At 73.7% G+C, this 16641-nt stretch carries 17 protein-coding genes; 9 read left to right on the plus strand and 8 right to left on the minus strand.

Going from position 1 to position 16641, the window contains the following annotated elements; all coding sequences use genetic code 11:
* Positions 1-225: 225 nt before the first annotated feature.
* Positions 226-906: a ScbR family autoregulator-binding transcription factor gene (locus tag ACFCY7_RS35670; RefSeq protein WP_376490228.1), complete on the minus strand. Its 681-nt coding sequence runs from the start codon at positions 904-906 to the stop codon at positions 226-228.
* 120 nt (positions 907-1026) lie between these two features.
* Between ACFCY7_RS35670 and ACFCY7_RS35675 the strand changes: the two genes are divergently transcribed.
* Positions 1027-1977: a ScbA/BarX family gamma-butyrolactone biosynthesis protein gene (locus ACFCY7_RS35675; protein ID WP_376490229.1), complete on the plus strand. Its 951-nt coding sequence runs from the start codon at positions 1027-1029 to the stop codon at positions 1975-1977.
* Positions 1978-1987: 10 nt separating this feature from the next.
* Positions 1988-2974, plus strand: coding sequence for an NAD-dependent epimerase/dehydratase family protein (locus ACFCY7_RS35680; RefSeq protein WP_376490230.1), 987 nt, complete (start codon positions 1988-1990; stop codon positions 2972-2974).
* Positions 2975-2977: 3 nt separating this feature from the next.
* Here the strand turns inward: ACFCY7_RS35680 and ACFCY7_RS35685 are convergent, their stop codons facing one another.
* Positions 2978-3607 (minus strand): ScbR family autoregulator-binding transcription factor, encoded by a 630-nt coding sequence (locus ACFCY7_RS35685; protein ID WP_376490231.1) that lies wholly within the window; start codon positions 3605-3607, stop codon positions 2978-2980.
* 130 nt (positions 3608-3737) lie between these two features.
* A complete protein-coding gene (locus tag ACFCY7_RS35690; RefSeq protein ID WP_376490232.1) occupies positions 3738-4868 on the minus strand; it encodes an Lrp/AsnC family transcriptional regulator in 1131 nt (376 codons plus the stop codon).
* A 62-nt stretch (positions 4869-4930) separates the two neighbouring features.
* Here ACFCY7_RS35690 and ACFCY7_RS35695 point away from each other — a divergent pair, with 62 nt between their 5' ends.
* From ACFCY7_RS35695 to ACFCY7_RS35705, 3 genes are read left to right on the plus strand one after another with little or no spacing between them, the layout of a single operon-like run.
* Positions 4931-6217, plus strand: a complete 1287-nt coding sequence (locus tag ACFCY7_RS35695) for an MFS transporter (protein ID WP_376490233.1) — start codon at positions 4931-4933, stop codon at positions 6215-6217.
* A complete protein-coding gene (locus ACFCY7_RS35700; RefSeq protein ID WP_376490234.1) occupies positions 6214-7542 on the plus strand; it encodes an amidohydrolase in 1329 nt (442 codons plus the stop codon). Before ACFCY7_RS35695 ends, ACFCY7_RS35700 begins: the two co-directional genes overlap by 4 nt.
* Positions 7543-7571: 29 nt before the next feature.
* Entirely contained in the window at positions 7572-8168 is a 597-nt protein-coding gene (locus ACFCY7_RS35705; protein ID WP_376490235.1) for a TetR family transcriptional regulator, read from the plus strand.
* Here the strand turns inward: ACFCY7_RS35705 and ACFCY7_RS35710 are convergent.
* Positions 8131-8523 (minus strand): deoxyxylulose-5-phosphate synthase, encoded by a 393-nt coding sequence (locus tag ACFCY7_RS35710; protein ID WP_376490236.1) that lies wholly within the window; start codon positions 8521-8523, stop codon positions 8131-8133. The two genes, ACFCY7_RS35705 and ACFCY7_RS35710, sit on opposite strands and share 38 nt — an antisense overlap.
* A 247-nt stretch (positions 8524-8770) precedes the next feature.
* On the opposite strand from ACFCY7_RS35710, the gene ACFCY7_RS35715 reads away from it, so the two are divergent.
* The 3 genes from ACFCY7_RS35715 (at position 8771) to ACFCY7_RS35725 (ending at position 11047) form a co-directional block, all read left to right on the plus strand.
* The gene (locus tag ACFCY7_RS35715; RefSeq protein ID WP_376490237.1) at positions 8771-8977 is read left to right on the plus strand and encodes a cold-shock protein; all 207 of its coding nucleotides are present in this window, start codon (positions 8771-8773) and stop codon (positions 8975-8977) included.
* A gap of 28 nt (positions 8978-9005) precedes the next feature.
* Positions 9006-9365 carry an ArsR/SmtB family transcription factor gene (locus tag ACFCY7_RS35720; protein ID WP_376490238.1) on the plus strand — a complete coding sequence of 120 codons (360 nt, stop codon included), beginning with the start codon at positions 9006-9008 and terminating at the stop codon, positions 9363-9365.
* A gap of 164 nt (positions 9366-9529) precedes the next feature.
* Complete coding sequence (locus ACFCY7_RS35725; RefSeq protein ID WP_376490239.1) at positions 9530-11047, plus strand: MFS transporter; 1518 nt, start codon at positions 9530-9532, stop codon at positions 11045-11047.
* Here ACFCY7_RS35725 and ACFCY7_RS35730 read toward each other — a convergent pair.
* Positions 10996-11721, minus strand: a complete 726-nt coding sequence (locus ACFCY7_RS35730) for a TetR/AcrR family transcriptional regulator C-terminal domain-containing protein (protein ID WP_376490240.1) — start codon at positions 11719-11721, stop codon at positions 10996-10998. The genes ACFCY7_RS35725 and ACFCY7_RS35730 overlap by 52 nt on opposite strands.
* Before the next feature lie 143 nt (positions 11722-11864).
* Between ACFCY7_RS35730 and ACFCY7_RS35735 the strand changes: the two genes are divergently transcribed.
* Entirely contained in the window at positions 11865-13379 is a 1515-nt protein-coding gene (locus ACFCY7_RS35735) for an MFS transporter (RefSeq protein ID WP_376490241.1), read from the plus strand.
* A gap of 227 nt (positions 13380-13606) precedes the next feature.
* Here ACFCY7_RS35735 and ACFCY7_RS35740 read toward each other — a convergent pair whose 3' ends face one another.
* The 3 genes from ACFCY7_RS35740 to modA form a co-directional block, all read right to left on the minus strand.
* Positions 13607-13960, minus strand: a complete 354-nt coding sequence (locus tag ACFCY7_RS35740) for a hypothetical protein (RefSeq protein WP_376490242.1) — start codon at positions 13958-13960, stop codon at positions 13607-13609.
* 128 nt (positions 13961-14088) lie between these two features.
* Positions 14089-16122, minus strand: coding sequence for an ABC transporter permease (locus ACFCY7_RS35745; RefSeq protein ID WP_376490243.1), 2034 nt, complete (start codon positions 16120-16122; stop codon positions 14089-14091).
* Positions 16123-16206: 84 nt separating this feature from the next.
* Positions 16207-16641: molybdate ABC transporter substrate-binding protein (gene modA, locus ACFCY7_RS35750; protein WP_376490244.1), on the minus strand; the 435-nt coding region annotated here is incomplete at its 5' end.

The raw sequence follows: 16641 nt of genomic DNA on the forward strand, positions 1-16641 counted from the left end.
CCGCGAACGGAACGATCTTCGCCTCCGCGAGCGCACGGACCGACTCCCGGAGCATGTCGTGCTCCTCGGAGGGCCGATACAGGTCGAAGTCCTTGCCCATGATGTGGTCCCCTAGACGCTTGTGGCACTGAGTACCCTCAGCAAAACACACTCAGTGCCATGACGCCAGAGCGCCCCGACGCTGTTCTGCGTCGGGGCGCTAAAGGAACCGTCCGGTCGGTTCTGTCAGCCGTGCGTGTCGCCGGCGGAGTCCTGTTCCCGGCGGAGCACCTGCTCCTCGTACTCGGCGGCCAGCTGCCCCACGCGACCCTCGGTCAGGTCGAGACTGGTCAGCAGCGCGGGCGTGCAGATGCTCGGCATGAAGTGCTGGAGGAGGACGGAGACCCGATGCGCCAGGTCTTCGCGATCGCACAGGATCTGGGACATCGCCTGCACCCCGGAGAAGGCGCCGCAGAAGAGCCTGGCCGTGTCCGCCACGTCCACGTGCACGAGGAGCTCGCCCCGCGCGTGCGAGGCCGTCAGGATCGCCGACACCTCGTCGATCCACGCCTGGAAGGCGCCGACCCGGTCGACTCCGGTGGCCCCGGTGTCAAGGGCCAGGCCGACGCTGGCGCGCACCAGCGCGTCGTGCTGCAGACGGTGGGTGAGCAGGAAGCACTGGTCCGCGAGCTCCTGGAGCTTGATCGCCCGCGGGGGCAGCGGCACGTCCAGCATCTGCGCATCGAGCACGCCGAGGGCCACTTCTTCCTTGGAGGCAAAGTGGAAGTACAGCGCCCCCTTGGTCACGCCGGCGCGCACCAGGATTTCCCCGATGGTCGTCCGCTCGTAACCGCGCTCCGCGAACACGGTCGCGGCCGCCTCCAGGATCGCCCGTCGGGTCTTGATTGCACGCGCTTGCTGCGCCAAGGCGCCTCCTGCCGTCTGTGCTCAACGTGTGACGTGAAGCATTGAAAAGAAAACCGGGCTGTACGTATTCTATCCAGGGCGGACATACCGCCCGGGGGCGCGGGGACGCAAGGGGTATCCATGGATCAGAACGGTCGCGGAGCAGCGGCGCGCGTCCCCGGGGAGTTCGTACACCGAGCCGACCCCGCGGACATCATCCCCACGGGCTGGACACAGCTGCGGGACGACCGGTTCTCCGTTACGGCCCACTGGCCCGCCGCACATCCCTTCTTCTCTCCGGTGGCAGGGGATCGCCATGACCCCGTGCTGGTGGCCGAGACGATACGTCAGGCCACCATGCTCGTGGCTCATGCCGAGCTGGGGGTACCCGTGGAGGACCAGTTCGTCATGTGGGGCCTCCACTACACCGCCGACCCGGACGCGCTCGCCGTGGACGGCCTCTCCTCCGACATCACCCTCGACGTCGTCTGCGTCGAGCTCGGAAACCGCGGCGGCAGGCTCGGCAACCTGCGCACCTCCGTGGTCCTCACCCGCGACGGCCGGCACCTCGCCACCGGCGGCGCCCTGGCCCGCGCCACCTCCGCCCAGGCCTACCGCCGGATCCGCGGCGAGCGGATGGCCGCGCTCGGCAGGCCCGTCCCGCTGATCCCGGGCGTGGACCCGCACCTCGTGGGCCGCGAGCACGCCAAGGACGTCGTCCTGGCGCCCGGCACCAGGCCCGGCCAGTGGCAGCTGCGGGTCAACACCGGGCACCCCACGCTCTTCCGGCGCCCGAACGACCACATACCGGGGATGCTGCTCCTGGAGGCCGCCCGACAGGCGGCGGCCATGACCGTCGGCGCCGACGCGTACCTGCCCGCCGCCATGGACGTCTCCTTCTCGCGGTACGCCGAACTCGACAGCCCCTGCTGGATCGAGGCCGAGACCGTGCCCGGCTCCGACCCCTCCGTGTCCACCGTCCGGATCGAGGGCAGGCAGGACGGCCGGTCCGTCTTCGTCGCCACCCTCGCCTCCCCGGCCCGGGCCCTGGCGGTGGCCGCCGGCGGCCTCGACGGCCGGCTGGCGTCCTGACGGGAGCGACGTGCCCCGCATCCTGATCACCGGGTCGACCGGATTCATCGGCGGCCGGGTGGCGGCGACGGCCGCGGCGCGGACGGACGTCGGGCACCTCAGGCTGCTCGCCCGCCGCCCGCTTCCGCCGACCGCGTCCGCACCGGCGACCGATTCCGCCGGACAGGAACGGAACCAGGACGGCCGACCGGATTTCGAGACCGTCGTCGGCGACCTCCGTGACCCCGCGTCACTCCACCGGGCCTGCGCGGGAGTCGACGTGCTGATCCACTGCGCCTCGGCGATCGGCGCGGACGAGGAAACGGCCCGCGCGGTCAACGACGAGGGCACCCGGGCCCTGGTCGACGCCGCCGTTCGCGCCGGGGTGACCCGGATCGTCGCCCTGAGCACCGCCTCGGTCCACGGCCGCGGCCCCTTCCGGGCCGCCGCCCCCGGCACCCTCCCGCTCGCCCCCGGCTCGACGACGAGCCGCACCCGGGCGGCGGGCGAGCGGCACGTCCTGGACGCCGGCGGAGCCGTCCTGCGACCGCACTTCGTCTACGGCGCGGGGGACCGGCAGCTGGTGCCCGGTCTGGTCCGACTGCTCGCCGCACTGCCCGGCCCGCTCGACGCGGGCGCCTCGCTGCACTCCGTGACCGGGGTCGACGCCCTGGCCCGGGCCCTGATCGGCGCGGCGCTGTCGGAGCGGGCGCCGGCGGGCCCGTACTACGTCGCCCATCCCGAACCGGTGCCGGTGGCGGAACTGCTCGCGCCCTGCGAGGCCCTCCTCACCGGCCGCGGGGGCCCGGCCCGGGGGCCCGCCGTGGGCATCGCCGAGGCCCGCGAGCTCCTCGCCGACCTCCCCTTCGCGCTGCACCACCTCGCCATGCTCGCCACCGACCACTGGTTCGACGACGACCGCCCCCGGCGCGAGTGGGCCTGCGACCAGGGGCCGAACTACACCGCGGGGATCGCCGATTGCGCGGACTGGTACCGGGGGTTCCTGAACGCGGCCTGACCGTCAGCCGACCGGGACCGCGGTGCCCGCCGGTTCCAGGTTCGCGAGCGCCGCGGGGCCGGCGAGCAGTGGCAGGAGGGTCTCCCAGAGGCCGGTGACCGTGCGCGGGGAAAGCCATTCGTCGTTGTCGCGGCCGAGGGCCTCAAGGCCGACGGTGGCGGCCACGACGGTCCGGGCGAGGTCCCGTTGGCGGCCCGGGCCGGAGGCGAGGAGTCCCTCGTCGGCGGCTTCCGCGATCCGCTGCTGCACGCAGCTCTGCCACTCCTGACGCAGATTCAACTCCGTGCGCCGGTCGTCCGCGCAGCTGAGCCGGAAGCCCGCGCGGACGACGACGTCCCCGCGGAGCAGCCGGGCCAGGGCGTGCACGGTGTCGGCGAGGTTCTGCAGGGCGTTCGACGGCCGGCGGTACGTGATCCGGGCCGCGCGGCGCAGGCGGGAGGCGGCCTCGCACTCGACGGCGGCCGCGACCGCCGCCTTGTTCTCGAAATGGAAGTGGAGGGCCCCCGGGCTCACGCCCGCACCGGAGCTGATCACGGACAGCGTGGCCAAGTCGTAGCCGCGGCGGTCGAATTCACCGGCCGCCGACTTGATCAGCGCGTCACGGGTCCGCGCGGCCCGCTCTTGTTTGGTCACCCATCGCTCCGTAGCACCCTGCGGCTCGACGGCGCGGCCCGCGCCGCGTCGCGCCGATGCCGCTCGACAACTCATAACAGACTGCTCGGTATTGTAAGAGTCTTTCGCGTCCGCCACGGAACTTTCACGATCATGGGGTGGCGGTGGGCGCCGTGGCACCTCCACCGCGCCAGTGCCCGGGCGGGCCCAACGGGACCCGGCCCGTGGCCCGCCCCTGCTCGTCGAGGAGCCAGCCCATGCGCTTGGGGGTGTGGAGCGCCACCGTCCGGTCCTGGACCACGAGATCGGGGAACCGCTCGGCGAGCAGTGCCTCGAACGGGTCCACGGCGCCGAGGCCGTGCAGCCAGACCAGGACGAGCAGGTTGTACGGACCGCTCACCGACACGCACATCCGCACCTGTTCGAGGCGGGCCAGGGCGTTGCCCGTCCGCTCCAGGAGGGGGTGCGGCACCGACGTCCGGTAGATCACCATCGTGGAGAGCCCGGCCAGCGGGTGCGCCAGGTCGCAGCGCAGCGAGATGTCGCCGTCCCGGATCATCCGCTGGAGCCGGCGCCGGGCCGTGTGCTCGCTCATGCCCGTCCGCGCGCCGAGCTCCGCGTACCCGAGCCGCCCGTCGCCGCCGAGCGCGCTGAGGATCGCCTGGTCCTGCGGTGCGGGCCGCTCGTGGAGGTGCGTGCTGTACGTCCGGGGCCGGGCGCTGCGCGGCTCGCCGAGCCCGGCCCGCTCCGCCGGGTTCATCGCCCGCATCCGCCAGTCGCGCCCCTCCCCGTACAGGGTGATGCCGACCCTCGTCCGCGTGGAGCGGACCCCGCGCAGACCGCCGATCGTCCCGTGCACCGCGCGCCCCAGGGACGGCAGGTCGGCGGCGGCGACGGAGAGGAAGAGGTCGAAGTCCCCGGCGGTCTCGTCGACGCTGAACACCCACGGCAGCGCCGTGACCTCGGCGCTCACCCGGTCGAAGGCCCGCGGCCGGCACCGCACCTCGACGTAGGCGACGGTGGCCGTCTTCGCCGCGTCGTACGCGGTGACCCAGGCGAGGCCCGCGGAGCGGAGCCGTTCGAACCGGCGGGCCGCCGTCGTCGCGCTCACGCCGAGCGCCTGCCCGATCCGCGTCCAGGGGGCCCGCGGGGCGGCCTGGAGCGCGTCGACCAGGGCGAGGTCCGGCTCGGAGAACCCCGTGGGGGACGCCTCGATGAGGGAATCCTGCGCAGGATCCTCCATCCCGACGGATTCCGGCGTTTCGAGGGAGATCTCGCTCATGGACCGGATCGTAGGGGCACTTCGGGCCGACGACCAGTTTCGGCCACCGGCAGAGGAGTACCGTGCCTGCTCCGACCCTTCCCGCACCCCCGGCGGCACCGTCCGCGCACCGCCGAGCCGTCCGGCTCACCGTCGTCCTGCTGTTCGCGGCCTGGCTGGTCGACTACGCCGACCGGCTCGTGATCAATCTGGTCCTGCCGTCCATCGGCGCCGAGTTCGACCTCGACCGCGCCTCGCAGGGCCTCGTCGTCTCCGCCTTCTTCCTCGCCTACGCGCTCTGCCAGATCCCCGGCGGCATGCTCGCCGACCGCTTCGGCGGCCGACGGGTGACCCTCTGGGCCCTGCTCTCCTGGTCGGTCTTCACCGCGCTCACCGGCTTCGCCTGGTCCTTCGCGGTCCTGCTCGCCCTCCGCTTCGCCTTCGGCCTCGCCGAGGGCGTCTTCCCGCCCGCCTCCATGAAGGTCCTCGTCGAGCGCACCCGGCCCGAGGAACGCATGAGCGCCAACGGCACGATCATGAGCTCCAACGCCCTCGCGGCCGTCGTCACTCCGCTGGCCGTCGCCCCGCTCATCGCCGCCTTCGGCTGGCGCTCCGCCTTCTGGTCCACCGCCGCCCTCGGCATCCTCGTCCTCGTCGCCGTACGCCTCCGGCTCCCGGCGCCGCTGCCCCCGACGGAGGGCGCCGCCGCCGACGGCCCCGCCGCTCCCCGGCCCGCCCTCCGCGTCGTCCTGCGCAAGGGCGTCCTGTGGCGCTTCGCGCTCATGATGTTCGGCTACAACACCATCGTCTGGGGCCTGAACACCTGGGTCCCGTCGTACCTCGCGGAGGAGCACGGGGTCTCCCTGGCGTCGGCCGGGGCCCTGCTCGCCGTGCCCGCCCTGGGCGCCGCCGTCGCCACCGTCCTCGGCGGGCGGCTCTCCGACCGGCTCGGCGGGCACCACCGCCGGATCATCGTGCCGGGCATGGGCGTCGCCGCCGTAGCCCTGCTCCTGATGGCGAACACGCCTTCGCTCGCCGGCTTCGTCGTGTTCGGCACCGTCGCCGTGTTCGCCGCCTCCCTCGCGTACATGCCGATCTTCGCCGTCCCCCTCGCCGGTCTCACCCCGGCGTACGTGGGCGTGGGCAGCGCCGTGATCATCCTCGGCGGCCAGGTCGCCGGCATGGTCGCCCCGCCCGTCATGGGCGCGCTCGCCGACGCCTTCTCCTTCCAGGTCGCCTTCGGCTTCCTCGTCCTCGGGGCGGCCGTCGCCGCCGTCATGGCCTGCCTGACCCCGCAGGACGCCGAGGCCTTCCGCGCCGCCGCCGACCGCACCCCCCGACACCCGAGCCCCGCAAAGGAATCCGCATGACCGCCGTGCCGCCCCTCGCCGCTCTGCTCGCCGCACCCCTGGCCTCGCCCCTCGGTCCCCTCCTCGCCGGCCTCGACGAGCGGCTGCCCGGGCTCGTCGCGCTCTACGAGGACCTCCACGCCCATCCCGAACTGTCCTTCCAGGAGGTCCGTACGGCCGGGATCGTCGCCGCGCGGCTGCGCGAGCAGGGCTGGGAGGTCACCGAGGGCGTCGGCCAGACGGGCGTGGTCGGCGTCCTCGCCAACGGATCCGGACCCGTCGTGCTGCTCCGCGCGGACATGGACGCCCTTCCCGTCAGGGAGGAGACCGGACTTCCGTACGCCTCCACGGCGACCGGCACCGACCCGGACGGCAACGAGGTGCCCGTCATGCACGCCTGCGGGCACGACGTGCACGTCACCTGCCTGCTCGGCGCCACCGGCCAGCTCGCCGCCCACCGGGACACCTGGCACGGCACCGTCGTCGCCGTCTTCCAGCCGGCCGAGGAGGTCGGCGGCGCGCCCGCCATGATCGAGGACGGCTTCCTCGACCGCTTCCCGCGCGCCGAGGTCTGCCTCGGCCAGCACGTGGCCCCCGCCCCGGTCGGCTTCTTCGGCACCCGGCCCGGTCCGGTGATGGCCGCCTCCGACAGCCTCCGGGTGACCCTCTTCGGGCGCGGCGGGCACGGTTCGTCGCCGGAGACGGCCGTCGACCCGGTGGTGATGGCCGCCGCGGTCGTCATGCGGCTGCAGACCGTGGTGTCCCGGGAGATCGGCGCCTCGCAGACCGCGGTCGTCACCGTCGGCTCGCTGCACGCCGGGACGAAGGAGAACATCATCCCGGACACCGCCGAACTGCGGATCAACATCCGCTCGACGACCCCGGCCGTACGGGACCGGATCCTGGCCGCCGTCGAGCGCATCGTCCGTGCCGAGGCCGCCGCGTCGGGCGCCCCCAAGGAGCCCGAGATCACCCCGTTCAACGCCTTCCCCGTCACGGTGAACGAACCGGGGGCGACCGCCGTCGTGCACGCGTCCCTAGCCGAAGTCCTGGGCAGGGGAAGGGTCTTCACGCTCCCTCAGGTCATCACCGGCAGCGAGGACTTCGGCGTCTTCGGGACCGCGCTCGGCGTCCCCTCGGTCTTCTGGCACTTCGGCGGGGCCGACCCGGCCCTGTACGCGGACGTCGACCCCGACTCCCTCCTGGAGGACGGCCTCCCCGACACCGTCCCGGCCAACCATTCGCCGCACTTCGCCCCCGTCCCCGGGCCGACGATCCCCCTCGGCGTCACCGCGCTGCTCGCGGCCGCCGCCCCCTGGCTGCGGAACGAGGCCCCCGGAGTCTGATGCCGCCCGGTGGATAAGGTGGGGACACGATGACACGTTTTCGCGAGAGTGTTCGGTCCCTGCTGCGGGAGCAGGTGCTCGACGCCGCCTACCGCCTCGTCGCCGCCGAGGGGTGGGGCGGCCTCCGCATGACCGCCATCGCGCGGGCCGCCGGCATCAGCCGCCAGACGCTCTACAACGAGTTCGGGTCCAAGGAGGCCATCGGCAAGGCCCTCGTCCAGCGCGAGCTGGAGGGCTTCCTGCTCGGCATCCAGCGCGAACTCGACGCCCATCGGGGCGACCTGGAGGCCGCCGCGGCCGCGGGCGTCGGCTACACGCTCCAGCAGGCCCTGGACAACCCCCTCGTCAAGGGCGTCCTGCTGGCGGACCGGGGTGGCGAGGACGACCTCCTCGCCTACCTCACCACCCGCCCCGAACCGGTCTTCGGCACCGCCATGGCGATGCTCGACGCCTACGCGGTCGAGGCGTGGCCCGACGTGGACGAGGAGTCGCGCGGCCTCGCCGTCGAGACCATCGTCCGCCTCACCGTCAGCCACATCGTCCAGCCGGTCGCCTCCCCGGACGAGGCCGCGCGCCGCATCGCCCGCATCACGGCGAGGATCGCGTACCCGGGCGGCGGCGCCTGAGCGGTCCGCCCGCCGCGCCGGGCCACGGAAGCTCGCGCAGGACGAGCGCCCGTTCGAAGGGGGTGCCGGTGCGGGCCGCGTACGTCATGCGCTCGCGGACCTCGCGCAGGGTCCGGGGCCGGTAGCCGGACCCGCCGAAGCAGCAGTCCTTGTGGAACCGGACGCCGGCGTGGAGGAGTACCGACAGCGTCCGCCACGCCTCGGTGTCCCGCCGCCGGGGCGCGGCGAACGCCGATCCCACGTGGATGAGATCCTTCGCGCACCGGGGGCAGACCCGCCGCTGGTCGCCGTCGGGAAGCTGCTTGTACGAGGCCCGGCACGGCAGGCACACGTAGGACGTCTTCGTAGGGGGCACGGGGGCAGCGTAGGCACCGCCCGCGAAGGGGTTCCACGGGTTTACCGGGAGAAGTCGGCTCACCGGGAGAAGTCGGCGAGGCCCGGTGCCGGACACGGGGGATAGCCGGCACCAGGCCTCTGTTGAATATTGTACGAGGCCGTGGGGGGCTGCTGTCCAGCGGGGCTCCGGGCCCGGATGGCGAAGGGCGGGCGTACGGGGTACATGTCCTCTGAGGAGCATCGCCGGTGACGACAGGGAGGCCGCCGTGGAAGGCAGAAGCATAGGGTTCGTGCAGTCCTTCAACCGTCTCGGCGGGTACGGGTTCGTCGTCCCCGTGGGCTCCGAGGAGCAGGTGTACTTCAGCGCCGAGGACATCGAGGGCGGGGACCGGAGCCTCTCGGAGGGCCAGCAGGTCTCCTTCGTCCTGGTGCTCGGGGAGGGCCGCTTCGAGGCGAAGGAGCTGCGCATCTGACACCGCAGGGGCTGCCTACGATGGGCCCATGTCCGAACGAGTGGAACCCGCGGCCGCCTCCCACGCGCACGAGCGGACGCCGGGCCCGCGCGAACTCGCGGCCGCGGCGGGCGTCTTCGCGCTGCTCTCGGACCCGACCCGGCTCCACCTCGTGTGGCTGCTCACCCGCGGCGAGGCCGACGTGACCGCCCTGACGGAGGCCTGCGGCGCCGCCCGCCCCGCGGTGAGCCAGCACCTGGCGAAGCTGCGGCTCGGCGGGCTCGTCCAGTCCCGCAAGGACGGCCGCCGGGTCGTGTACGCGATGCCGGACGGGCACCTGAAGCGCCTGGTCGTCGAGGCGATCAGCCGGGCCGACCACGAGGTGAGCGGCGAGCCCTGGCACTCCTGAGGGGCGGGGTCGGGGCCAGGGTCGGGGTCGGCGCACTTGGCCGGGGTGATGGCCGCCGTCCGGTGCGTCGGGCGGCCCGTTCCCCGTGAACATGTGCGCACCTGTGCACGTGTCGGCTACCGTGGAGACGTCCGCAGTCCGCCGCGGCCCGACCGGGGGCGTCCATGCTGTCCGTGCTGCGCAACCGCACCTACCGGCGCCTGTTCGGCGCCCAGGTCGTCGCCCTGGGCGGCACCGGCCTGGCGACCGTCGCGCTGAGCCTCCTCGCCTACGACCTGGCGGGCGCCGACGCCGCCGCCGTGCTCGGCACCGCCCTCGCGATCAAGATGGCCGCGTACGTGGGGATCGCCCCGGTCGTCACCGCGCTCGCCGACCGCGTGCGCCCGCGCACCCTGCTGGTCTCGGCGGACCTGGCGCGGGCGACCGTCGCGCTGTCCCTGCCGTTCGTCGACCGGGTCTGGCAGGTCTACGTCCTGATCCTGCTCCTCCAGGCCGCCTCCGCCGCCTTCACCCCGGCCTTCCAGGCGACGATCCCGCGCGTCCTGCCGGACGAGCGGGAGTACACGGAGGCCCTCTCGCTCTCCCGGCTCGCCTACGACCTGGAGAGCCTCGCGAGCCCCGTGCTCGCCGCGGCCCTTCTCACCGTCGTGCCCTACGCCTGGCTCTTCACCGGAACCGCCGCCGGATTCCTCGCCTCGGCACTCCTCGTCCGCTCGACCGCCCTGCCCGCCCCGCCGGCGCGAGCCGTCCCCGCCGAGGCGGGTGTCGATGTCGATGCCGATGCCGGCGCCGGTGGTCATGGCGGTCGGGCCCGCCGCGTGTACGCCAAGGTCGCCTTCGGGACCCGGCTCCTGCTCGCCACCCCCCGGCTGCGGGCCCTCCTCGCCCTCGACCTGGCCGTCGCTGCGGCCGGGGCCGTGGTCCTGGTCGGCACCGTGCTGCTCGTGCGGGACACCCTGGGGCGTGGCGCCGGGGACGTCCCGCTCGCCCTCGGCGCGTACGGGGCGGGGTCGATGGCGGTGGCCCTGCTGCTGCCGCGCGTCCTGGGGCGGACCGGCGACCGTGCGGTGATGGTGCGGGCCGCGTTCGTCCTGCCGGCGGCCCTCGGGCTGCTCGCCGCGGGGCTCGCCGTCCCGCCGGGTGCGTGGTCGTGGCCCGCCCTCCTGGCGCTCTGGTCGGTGGTCGGCGCGGCGGGCTCGGCGGTGCTGACCACCGGCGGCCGGGTGGTGCGCCGCTCGGCGGCGAGCGGCGACCTGCCCGCCGCGTTCGCGGCCCGCTTCTCCCTCTCGCACGCGTGCTGGCTCGTCACGTATCCGCTCGCGGGGGTGCTCGCGGTGCGGGCGGGCCCCGCCGTCGCGGCGGCCGTGCTCGGCGCGGTCGCCCTGCTCGGGGCCGTGGGCGCGGCGCGCCTGTGGCCCCGCACGGACCCGGCCGAGCTGCCGCACGCCCACCCGGAACTCCCCGCCGGTCACCCGCACCTGGCCGGGGCGGGCGGCGCGCACGCGCACGACTTCCGCATCGACGCGCTGCACCGGCACTGGCCGGAGGCGACCGGCCCCCACGTGTCCGGTCGGACCGTCCCGGGTCGTGCCGCCCGGGGCCGGTCCGGTTCCGGTCCCTCGGCGTCCGGTCAGCGCGGGAGGCGCATCTCCAGGCCGTCGAGGACGACGTCCAGGCCGTAGGAGAACTTCGCGTCCCGGAGGGCGACCGGGTCGACGGTGGCGTGGACGGCGGCGTCGGCGTACGCCTCGGCGAGGTGGTCGTGGTCGGCGGCGGCCTGCTGGGCGGCGGGCATGAGGCGGGCGATGAACTCGGCCTCGGTGCCGCCCGAGCGGGCGACCGTGGTGAGCCAGGCGGCCTCGGTGGTGCTCATGCCGATGACGTACGACAGGAGGGTGTCGATCGCGCGGCTCGGCTCGGGGAACCCGATGGCCGCGAAGAGGGTGGCGAGGCGCTCGGAGTACGCCATGAGGTTGGGGCCCAGGTAGGCGAGGCCGGCCTGGCCGAGGACGGACGAGAGCCACGGGTGGCGCAGGGCCGTCGCGCGGAACGAGGCGGCGGCCTCGGCGGCGGCCTCGCGCCAGGGCCCGCCGGGGGCCGGGACGGTGATCTCGGCCGCGACCTCGTCGACGGCGAGCTCCATGAGCTCGTCCTTGGTCGCGACGTGGCGGTAGAGCGAGGTCGCGCCGGCGTTCAGGCGGGCGCCCAGCTTGCGCATGCTGAGGGCTTCGATGCCGTCGGCGTCGAGCATGACGATCGCCTCGCGGACGATCGCGGTCCGGCTGAGCGCCGGCTGGTCGGGGGTGGACGGCTCGCGTGCCCACACGGACGGTACGGGGTTCGCCTTGGCGGCCATGGTCCTCCTTCTACGGCTGCGACCTTCACTGCGTACGGCGTGCGCATTCAGCGTACAGCTCCCCAGGGTTGCGAACAGTGTGCGCAGCTGCGTACAGTGTTCGCATCGAAGGAAGACGAACGAGAACCGAGGGGGAACTCCCGATGGAAACCCGCAACCCACGCCGCTGGTGGATCCTGGTCGTGCTGTGCCTCAGCACCCTGGTCCTGGTGGTCGACAGCATGGCGCTGACCGTCGCGGTCCCCTCCATGACCGAGGAGATCGGGGCGAGCGCCCAGGACATCCAGTGGATCCTGGACTCCTACATCCTGGTCTTCGCGGGACTCCTGCTCGCCTCGGGAAGCCTCGGCGACCGCTTCGGCCGGCGGAAGATCATGATCATCGGCCTGCTGCTCTTCGGCGCCGCCTCCCTGGCCGCCACGGTCTGCACCAGCCCCGGTGAGGTCATCGCCGCCCGGATCACCATGGGTGTCGGCGGTGCGCTGATCATGCCCTCGACCCTCTCCATCCTCATCACCGTCTTCGACGAGGACGAGCGCCCCCGGGCGATGGCGGCCTGGGGCTCGGTCTCGATGCTCGGCCTGGTCGGCAGCCCCGTCCTCGGCGGCTTCCTGATCGACCACTTCTCCTGGCACTCGATCTTCTTCATCAACGTCCCGGTCGTCGTCCTCGCCGTCCTCGCCGCCCTGACCCTCATGCCCGAGTCCAAGGGCCCGTGGCAGAAGCCCGACCCGCTCGGCGCGATCCTCTCCGCCGTCGGCATGACCGCCCTGATCTGGTGGATCATCGAGATCCCGCAGCACGGTGCCTTCGAGGGCCGCGGACTCGTCACCCTCGCGGTCGCCGTCGTCACCCTCGGCGGATTCGTGGTCTGGGAGAACACCACCCCCGAGCCGATGGTGCCGCTGGTCCTCTTCAAGCACCGCAACTTCAGCGGCGGTTCGCTCTCGCTGACCCTCGTGCAGATCGGCAACGGCGGCCTGCTCCTGGTCCTCACCCAGTACCTGCAGTTCGTCCTCGGCTACTCGCCGGTCAAGGCGGGCCTGGCCTTCGTCCCGCTCGCCGTCGCCGCCCTGATCGGCAACGGCGCCGGCGCCGGCCTCGCCGCGAAGATCGGCAACCGGATCCTGATCCTCGCCGGCATGCTCGTCATGGCCTCCTCCTTCGCGCTCCTCACCACCGTCGGCCCCGACTCCGGCTTCACCGTCCCGGCCGTCGCCCTCGGCCTGCTCGGCCTCGGCGCCGGCCTCGCGATGCCGGCCGCCGTCGGCGCGCTGATGAGCACCATCCCCGCGGAGAAGGCGGGCGTCGGCTCCGCCCTGAACGACACCATCCAGCAGGCCGGCACCGCCCTCGGCATCGCCATCCTCGGCTCGCTCCTCACGAGCACCTTCTCCCGTGAGATGCCGGCCGACGCCCCCGACCCGGCGAAGCAGTCGATCGGCGGCGCCCTCGCCACCGCCCAGGGCGACACCCGCCTCGTCGAGGCCGCCCGCGAGGCCTTCACCTCCGCGATGTCCACCACCTTCACCATCAGCGCCCTCGGCGTCCTCGCCGCCGCCGTCCTGGCCGCCGTGGTCATGCGGGACACCAAGCCGGCCGAGACCGCCCCCTCCACCGAGGAGTCGGCGGAGGAGAAGACGGAGTCCCTCGCCTGACCGCCCCACCCCTCCACGAAGGAGCCGGTGCCCCTCGGGGCACCGGCTCCTCGTCGCATGCCACCGAGCCTTCGCCGGTGAGTCGCCGTCACCGCTCCCTCGTCGGCGGGCTCCTGTCCCCGTTCCCTCGTGGGCGGGCTTCCGCTACCGCTCCTTCGTCGGCGGGCTTCCGTCACCGCTCCTTCGTGGCGGGCTTCTGTCAGTGCACCGCAGTCGGCGGGCTTCCGTCAGTACGCCGCCGTCGGCGTGGGTCCGGAAGCCACGGCGAGCGCGAGTGCGAGGCCGTGCGACAGCTGCCGCCCGAGGTCGGCCTCCGGGTCGGCGCGGACGAGCCTCCGGACCGCCTGCATCGCCTCCCACGCGGAGATCTCCGCCAGCGTCCGCCCCCACGTCTCGCCCAAACGGTCCGAGAGATACGCGCAGAACCCGAGCTGAATCGTTCCTTCGCGCGCCCGCTCCTCCTGGTGCGCCTTGAGCGCCGCCGTCAGGAACGCCGTCGCCCTCCGTGGACCGAGCGCGCTCAGAATGATCCGGAGGTACGGGTCCACCAGCGGGTGCGGACGATCGTGCGGGGCGGACATCGGACGATCCCTGTGGTCGTTGGCCATGGGCTCACAGATATGCGACATCCCCCGACGTCGGAGCCCGCGACACGGCCCACGGCGAGTTCAACGCCCGATCGGACGTGTCACCCGGCCGCGGGCGCCGATCAGAGCGGCACGACCGTCGCCTCGGTCGCCTTCACGCTGGTCCAGACGGACACGCCGTCGGCGAGGCCCAGTTCGGCGGCGGCCTGGGGGGTGATCTCGGCGACGAGGTCGGGGACCCGGTCGGACGTGACGAGGACGCGCAGGCGGCTGCCGCTGGCGGTGATCTCGCGCACGGTGCCGGGCCAGACGTTACGGGGGCTGCCGGCGGGGCGCGTGCGGTGCACGGCCACCGCCTCGGGCGGGATGACCGCGAGGGCCTCGACGCCCGGCGACAGGGGATCGGCGGCGACGAGCGTGCCCCCGCCCGGGAGCGCGAGGCCGTCGGCGGTCGTGGTGCCGGGCCAGGCGTTGCGGCCGAGCATCCGGGCGACCCAGGGGGAGCGGGGGTGCCGGGTGACCTCGGTGGGGGACGCGTCCTGGAGGGCACGCCCCTCGTCGAGGACGAGGACGCGGTCGGCGAGGGACACGGCCTCGACGGGGTCGTGCGTGACGATGAGGCACACGCCGCCGAACCCGGCGAGATGCGTGCGCAGGGTGTGCCGGACATGGGCGCGGGTGGTCTGGTCGAGGGCGGCGAGCGGCTCGTCGAGGACGAGGAGCCGGGGCCGGGCGGCCAGCGCCCGGGCGAGCGCGACCCGCTGGGCCTGCCCGCCGGAGAGCTGCGCGGGGCGCCGGTGCGCGAGGTGGCCGACGCCCAGCCGGTCGAGCCAGGCCCGGGCCTCGCGGCGGGCCTCGGCGCGCGGGACGCCCTGGGCCCGCAGGCCGTACGCCGTGTTGGCGAGGGCCGTCAGATGGGGGAAGAGCGCCCCGTCCTGCGGGACCCAGGCGACCCGCCGCCGGTGCGGTGGCAGTCCGGTGACGTCGGTGTCGCCGAGCCGCAGCGCGGCATGGGCCCGGGGCGTCAGACCGAGCAGCGCCCGCAGCAGCGTGGTCTTGCCCGCCCCGTTCGGCCCGACCACGGCGATGGTGGTGCCGCCGTCCGCGTCGAGGACGAGCCGGGTGAACCCGGTGACCTCGGCGTGCAACGGCCACCGCCGAGTGCCGGCCTTCCCGGCGATGCCCGCCGGCCCGGGCTCCGCGCCGCCCTCCGACTCCCCGGGCTCCGCGTCACCCTGCGGCTGCCCCGGCTCCGGGCCGCTGCCGACTTCCGCATTCCGGGACACGGCGGGCACGGGCGCGGGCACGGGCTCCGGCGAGGGTGACGGTGCCGGGCGGGTGCGGCGGTCCTGGGGGGTGCCCGTCCAGCGGCCGCGCAGGGCGATCAGGACGGCCATGGCGATGGCGAGCAGCAGCAGGGAGACGGAGGTGGCCGCCTCCGGTTCGTCCTGGAGGAGCAGGTAGACCTGGAGGGGCAGGGTCTGGGTGGTGCCGGGCAGGTTGCCGGCGAAGGTGATGGTGGCGCCGAACTCGCCGAGGGCGCGCGCCCAGGTGAGGGCCGCGCCCGCGATCAGGCCGGGCGCCACCATGGGGAGCGTGACGGTGAGGAAGACCCGTACCGGGGAGGCGCCGAGCGAGGCCGCCGTCTCCTCGTACCGGGGACGCAGCCCGCCGAGCGCGCCTTCGAGGCTGATGACGAGGAACGGCATGGCGACGAAGGTCGCGGCGAGCACGGCGCCCGAGGTGTGGAAGGGCAGGGTGATGCCGAAGGTGGACTCCAGCCACGGTCCGAGGAGACCGCGCCGGCCGAACGCGAGCAGCAGCGCTACACCGCCGACCGTGGGCGGCAGCACCATGGGCAGCAGCACGAGGGAGCGGACGACCGCCTTGCCGGGGAACGGCACCCGGGCCAGCAGCCAGGCCAGCGGGACCCCGAGAAAGAGGGAGAGCCCCAGCGCCCAGCACGACACGAGCAGCGAGAGTTTGAGCGCCCGGACGGTTCCCGGCGAGCCGAGGTGGCCGGCGAGCTCGCCCCACTCGGTCCGTACGAGGACGCCGATCAGCGGGAGGGTCAGGAACGCCACGGCCAGGAGCGCCGGCACGGCCAGCATGACGGGAACGCGGGCTCCGGGCGTGCGTACGCCTGCTCGTTTCATCGAAGTTCCTGGGAGGAGCGAGTAGTGCGAGGGGCTGCCCGTCCCCCGTGGCGGGCAGCCCCTCACGAACCGGGGGGGGCGGGGTTACGGCTTTTGGAAGCCGGCGTCCTGGAGGATCTTCTGTCCTTCGGGTGAGGACAGCCAGGCGACGAACGCGGCGGCGGCCTGGGCGTTCTTGGAGTCCTTGATCGTGGCGGCCGGGTACTTCGCGATGGCGTTCTGGTCGTCGGGGATCTCGATGGCGTCGACCTTGTCCGCGGCGCTCGCGGCGTCGGTCTTGTAGACGAGGCCCGCGTCGGCCTCGCCGAGTTCGACCTTGCTGAGCACGGCGCGGACGTTGGGCTCCTGGGAGACCGGCTTCACCGTGATGCTCTGCTTGTCGAGGATCTGCTTGCTGTACTTGCCGGCGGGCACCTCGGGGGCCGCGAGGACGACCTTGAGCTTGGTGTTCGCGAGGTCCTTCAGGTCGTCGACCTTGAAGGGGTTGCCTTCGCCGGTGGCGATGACGAGTCGGTTCTT

It is taken from the genome of Streptomyces sp. NPDC056361, from assembly GCF_042262805.1.
In the GTDB taxonomy this organism is placed as follows: Bacteria; Actinomycetota; Actinomycetes; order Streptomycetales; family Streptomycetaceae; genus Streptomyces.

Bases quoted from the DNA above. Each gene is read 5' to 3' on its own strand.
- ACFCY7_RS35675 (WP_376490229.1), top strand. From the start codon at position 1,027: ATGGATCAGAACGGTCGCGGAGCAGCGGCGCGCGTCCCCGGGGAGTTC.
- ACFCY7_RS35690 (WP_376490232.1), bottom strand. From the start codon at position 4,868: ATGAGCGAGATCTCCCTCGAAACGCCGGAATCCGTCGGGATGGAGGAT.
- ACFCY7_RS35700 (WP_376490234.1), top strand. From the start codon at position 6,214: ATGACCGCCGTGCCGCCCCTCGCCGCTCTGCTCGCCGCACCCCTGGCC.
- ACFCY7_RS35705 (WP_376490235.1), top strand. From the start codon at position 7,572: ATGACACGTTTTCGCGAGAGTGTTCGGTCCCTGCTGCGGGAGCAGGTG.
- ACFCY7_RS35720 (WP_376490238.1), top strand. From the start codon at position 9,006: ATGTCCGAACGAGTGGAACCCGCGGCCGCCTCCCACGCGCACGAGCGG.
- ACFCY7_RS35725 (WP_376490239.1), top strand. From the start codon at position 9,530: ATGCTGTCCGTGCTGCGCAACCGCACCTACCGGCGCCTGTTCGGCGCC.
- ACFCY7_RS35730 (WP_376490240.1), bottom strand. From the start codon at position 11,721: ATGGCCGCCAAGGCGAACCCCGTACCGTCCGTGTGGGCACGCGAGCCG.
- ACFCY7_RS35735 (WP_376490241.1), top strand. From the start codon at position 11,865: ATGGAAACCCGCAACCCACGCCGCTGGTGGATCCTGGTCGTGCTGTGC.
- ACFCY7_RS35740 (WP_376490242.1), bottom strand. From the start codon at position 13,960: ATGTCCGCCCCGCACGATCGTCCGCACCCGCTGGTGGACCCGTACCTC.
- ACFCY7_RS35745 (WP_376490243.1), bottom strand. From the start codon at position 16,122: ATGAAACGAGCAGGCGTACGCACGCCCGGAGCCCGCGTTCCCGTCATG.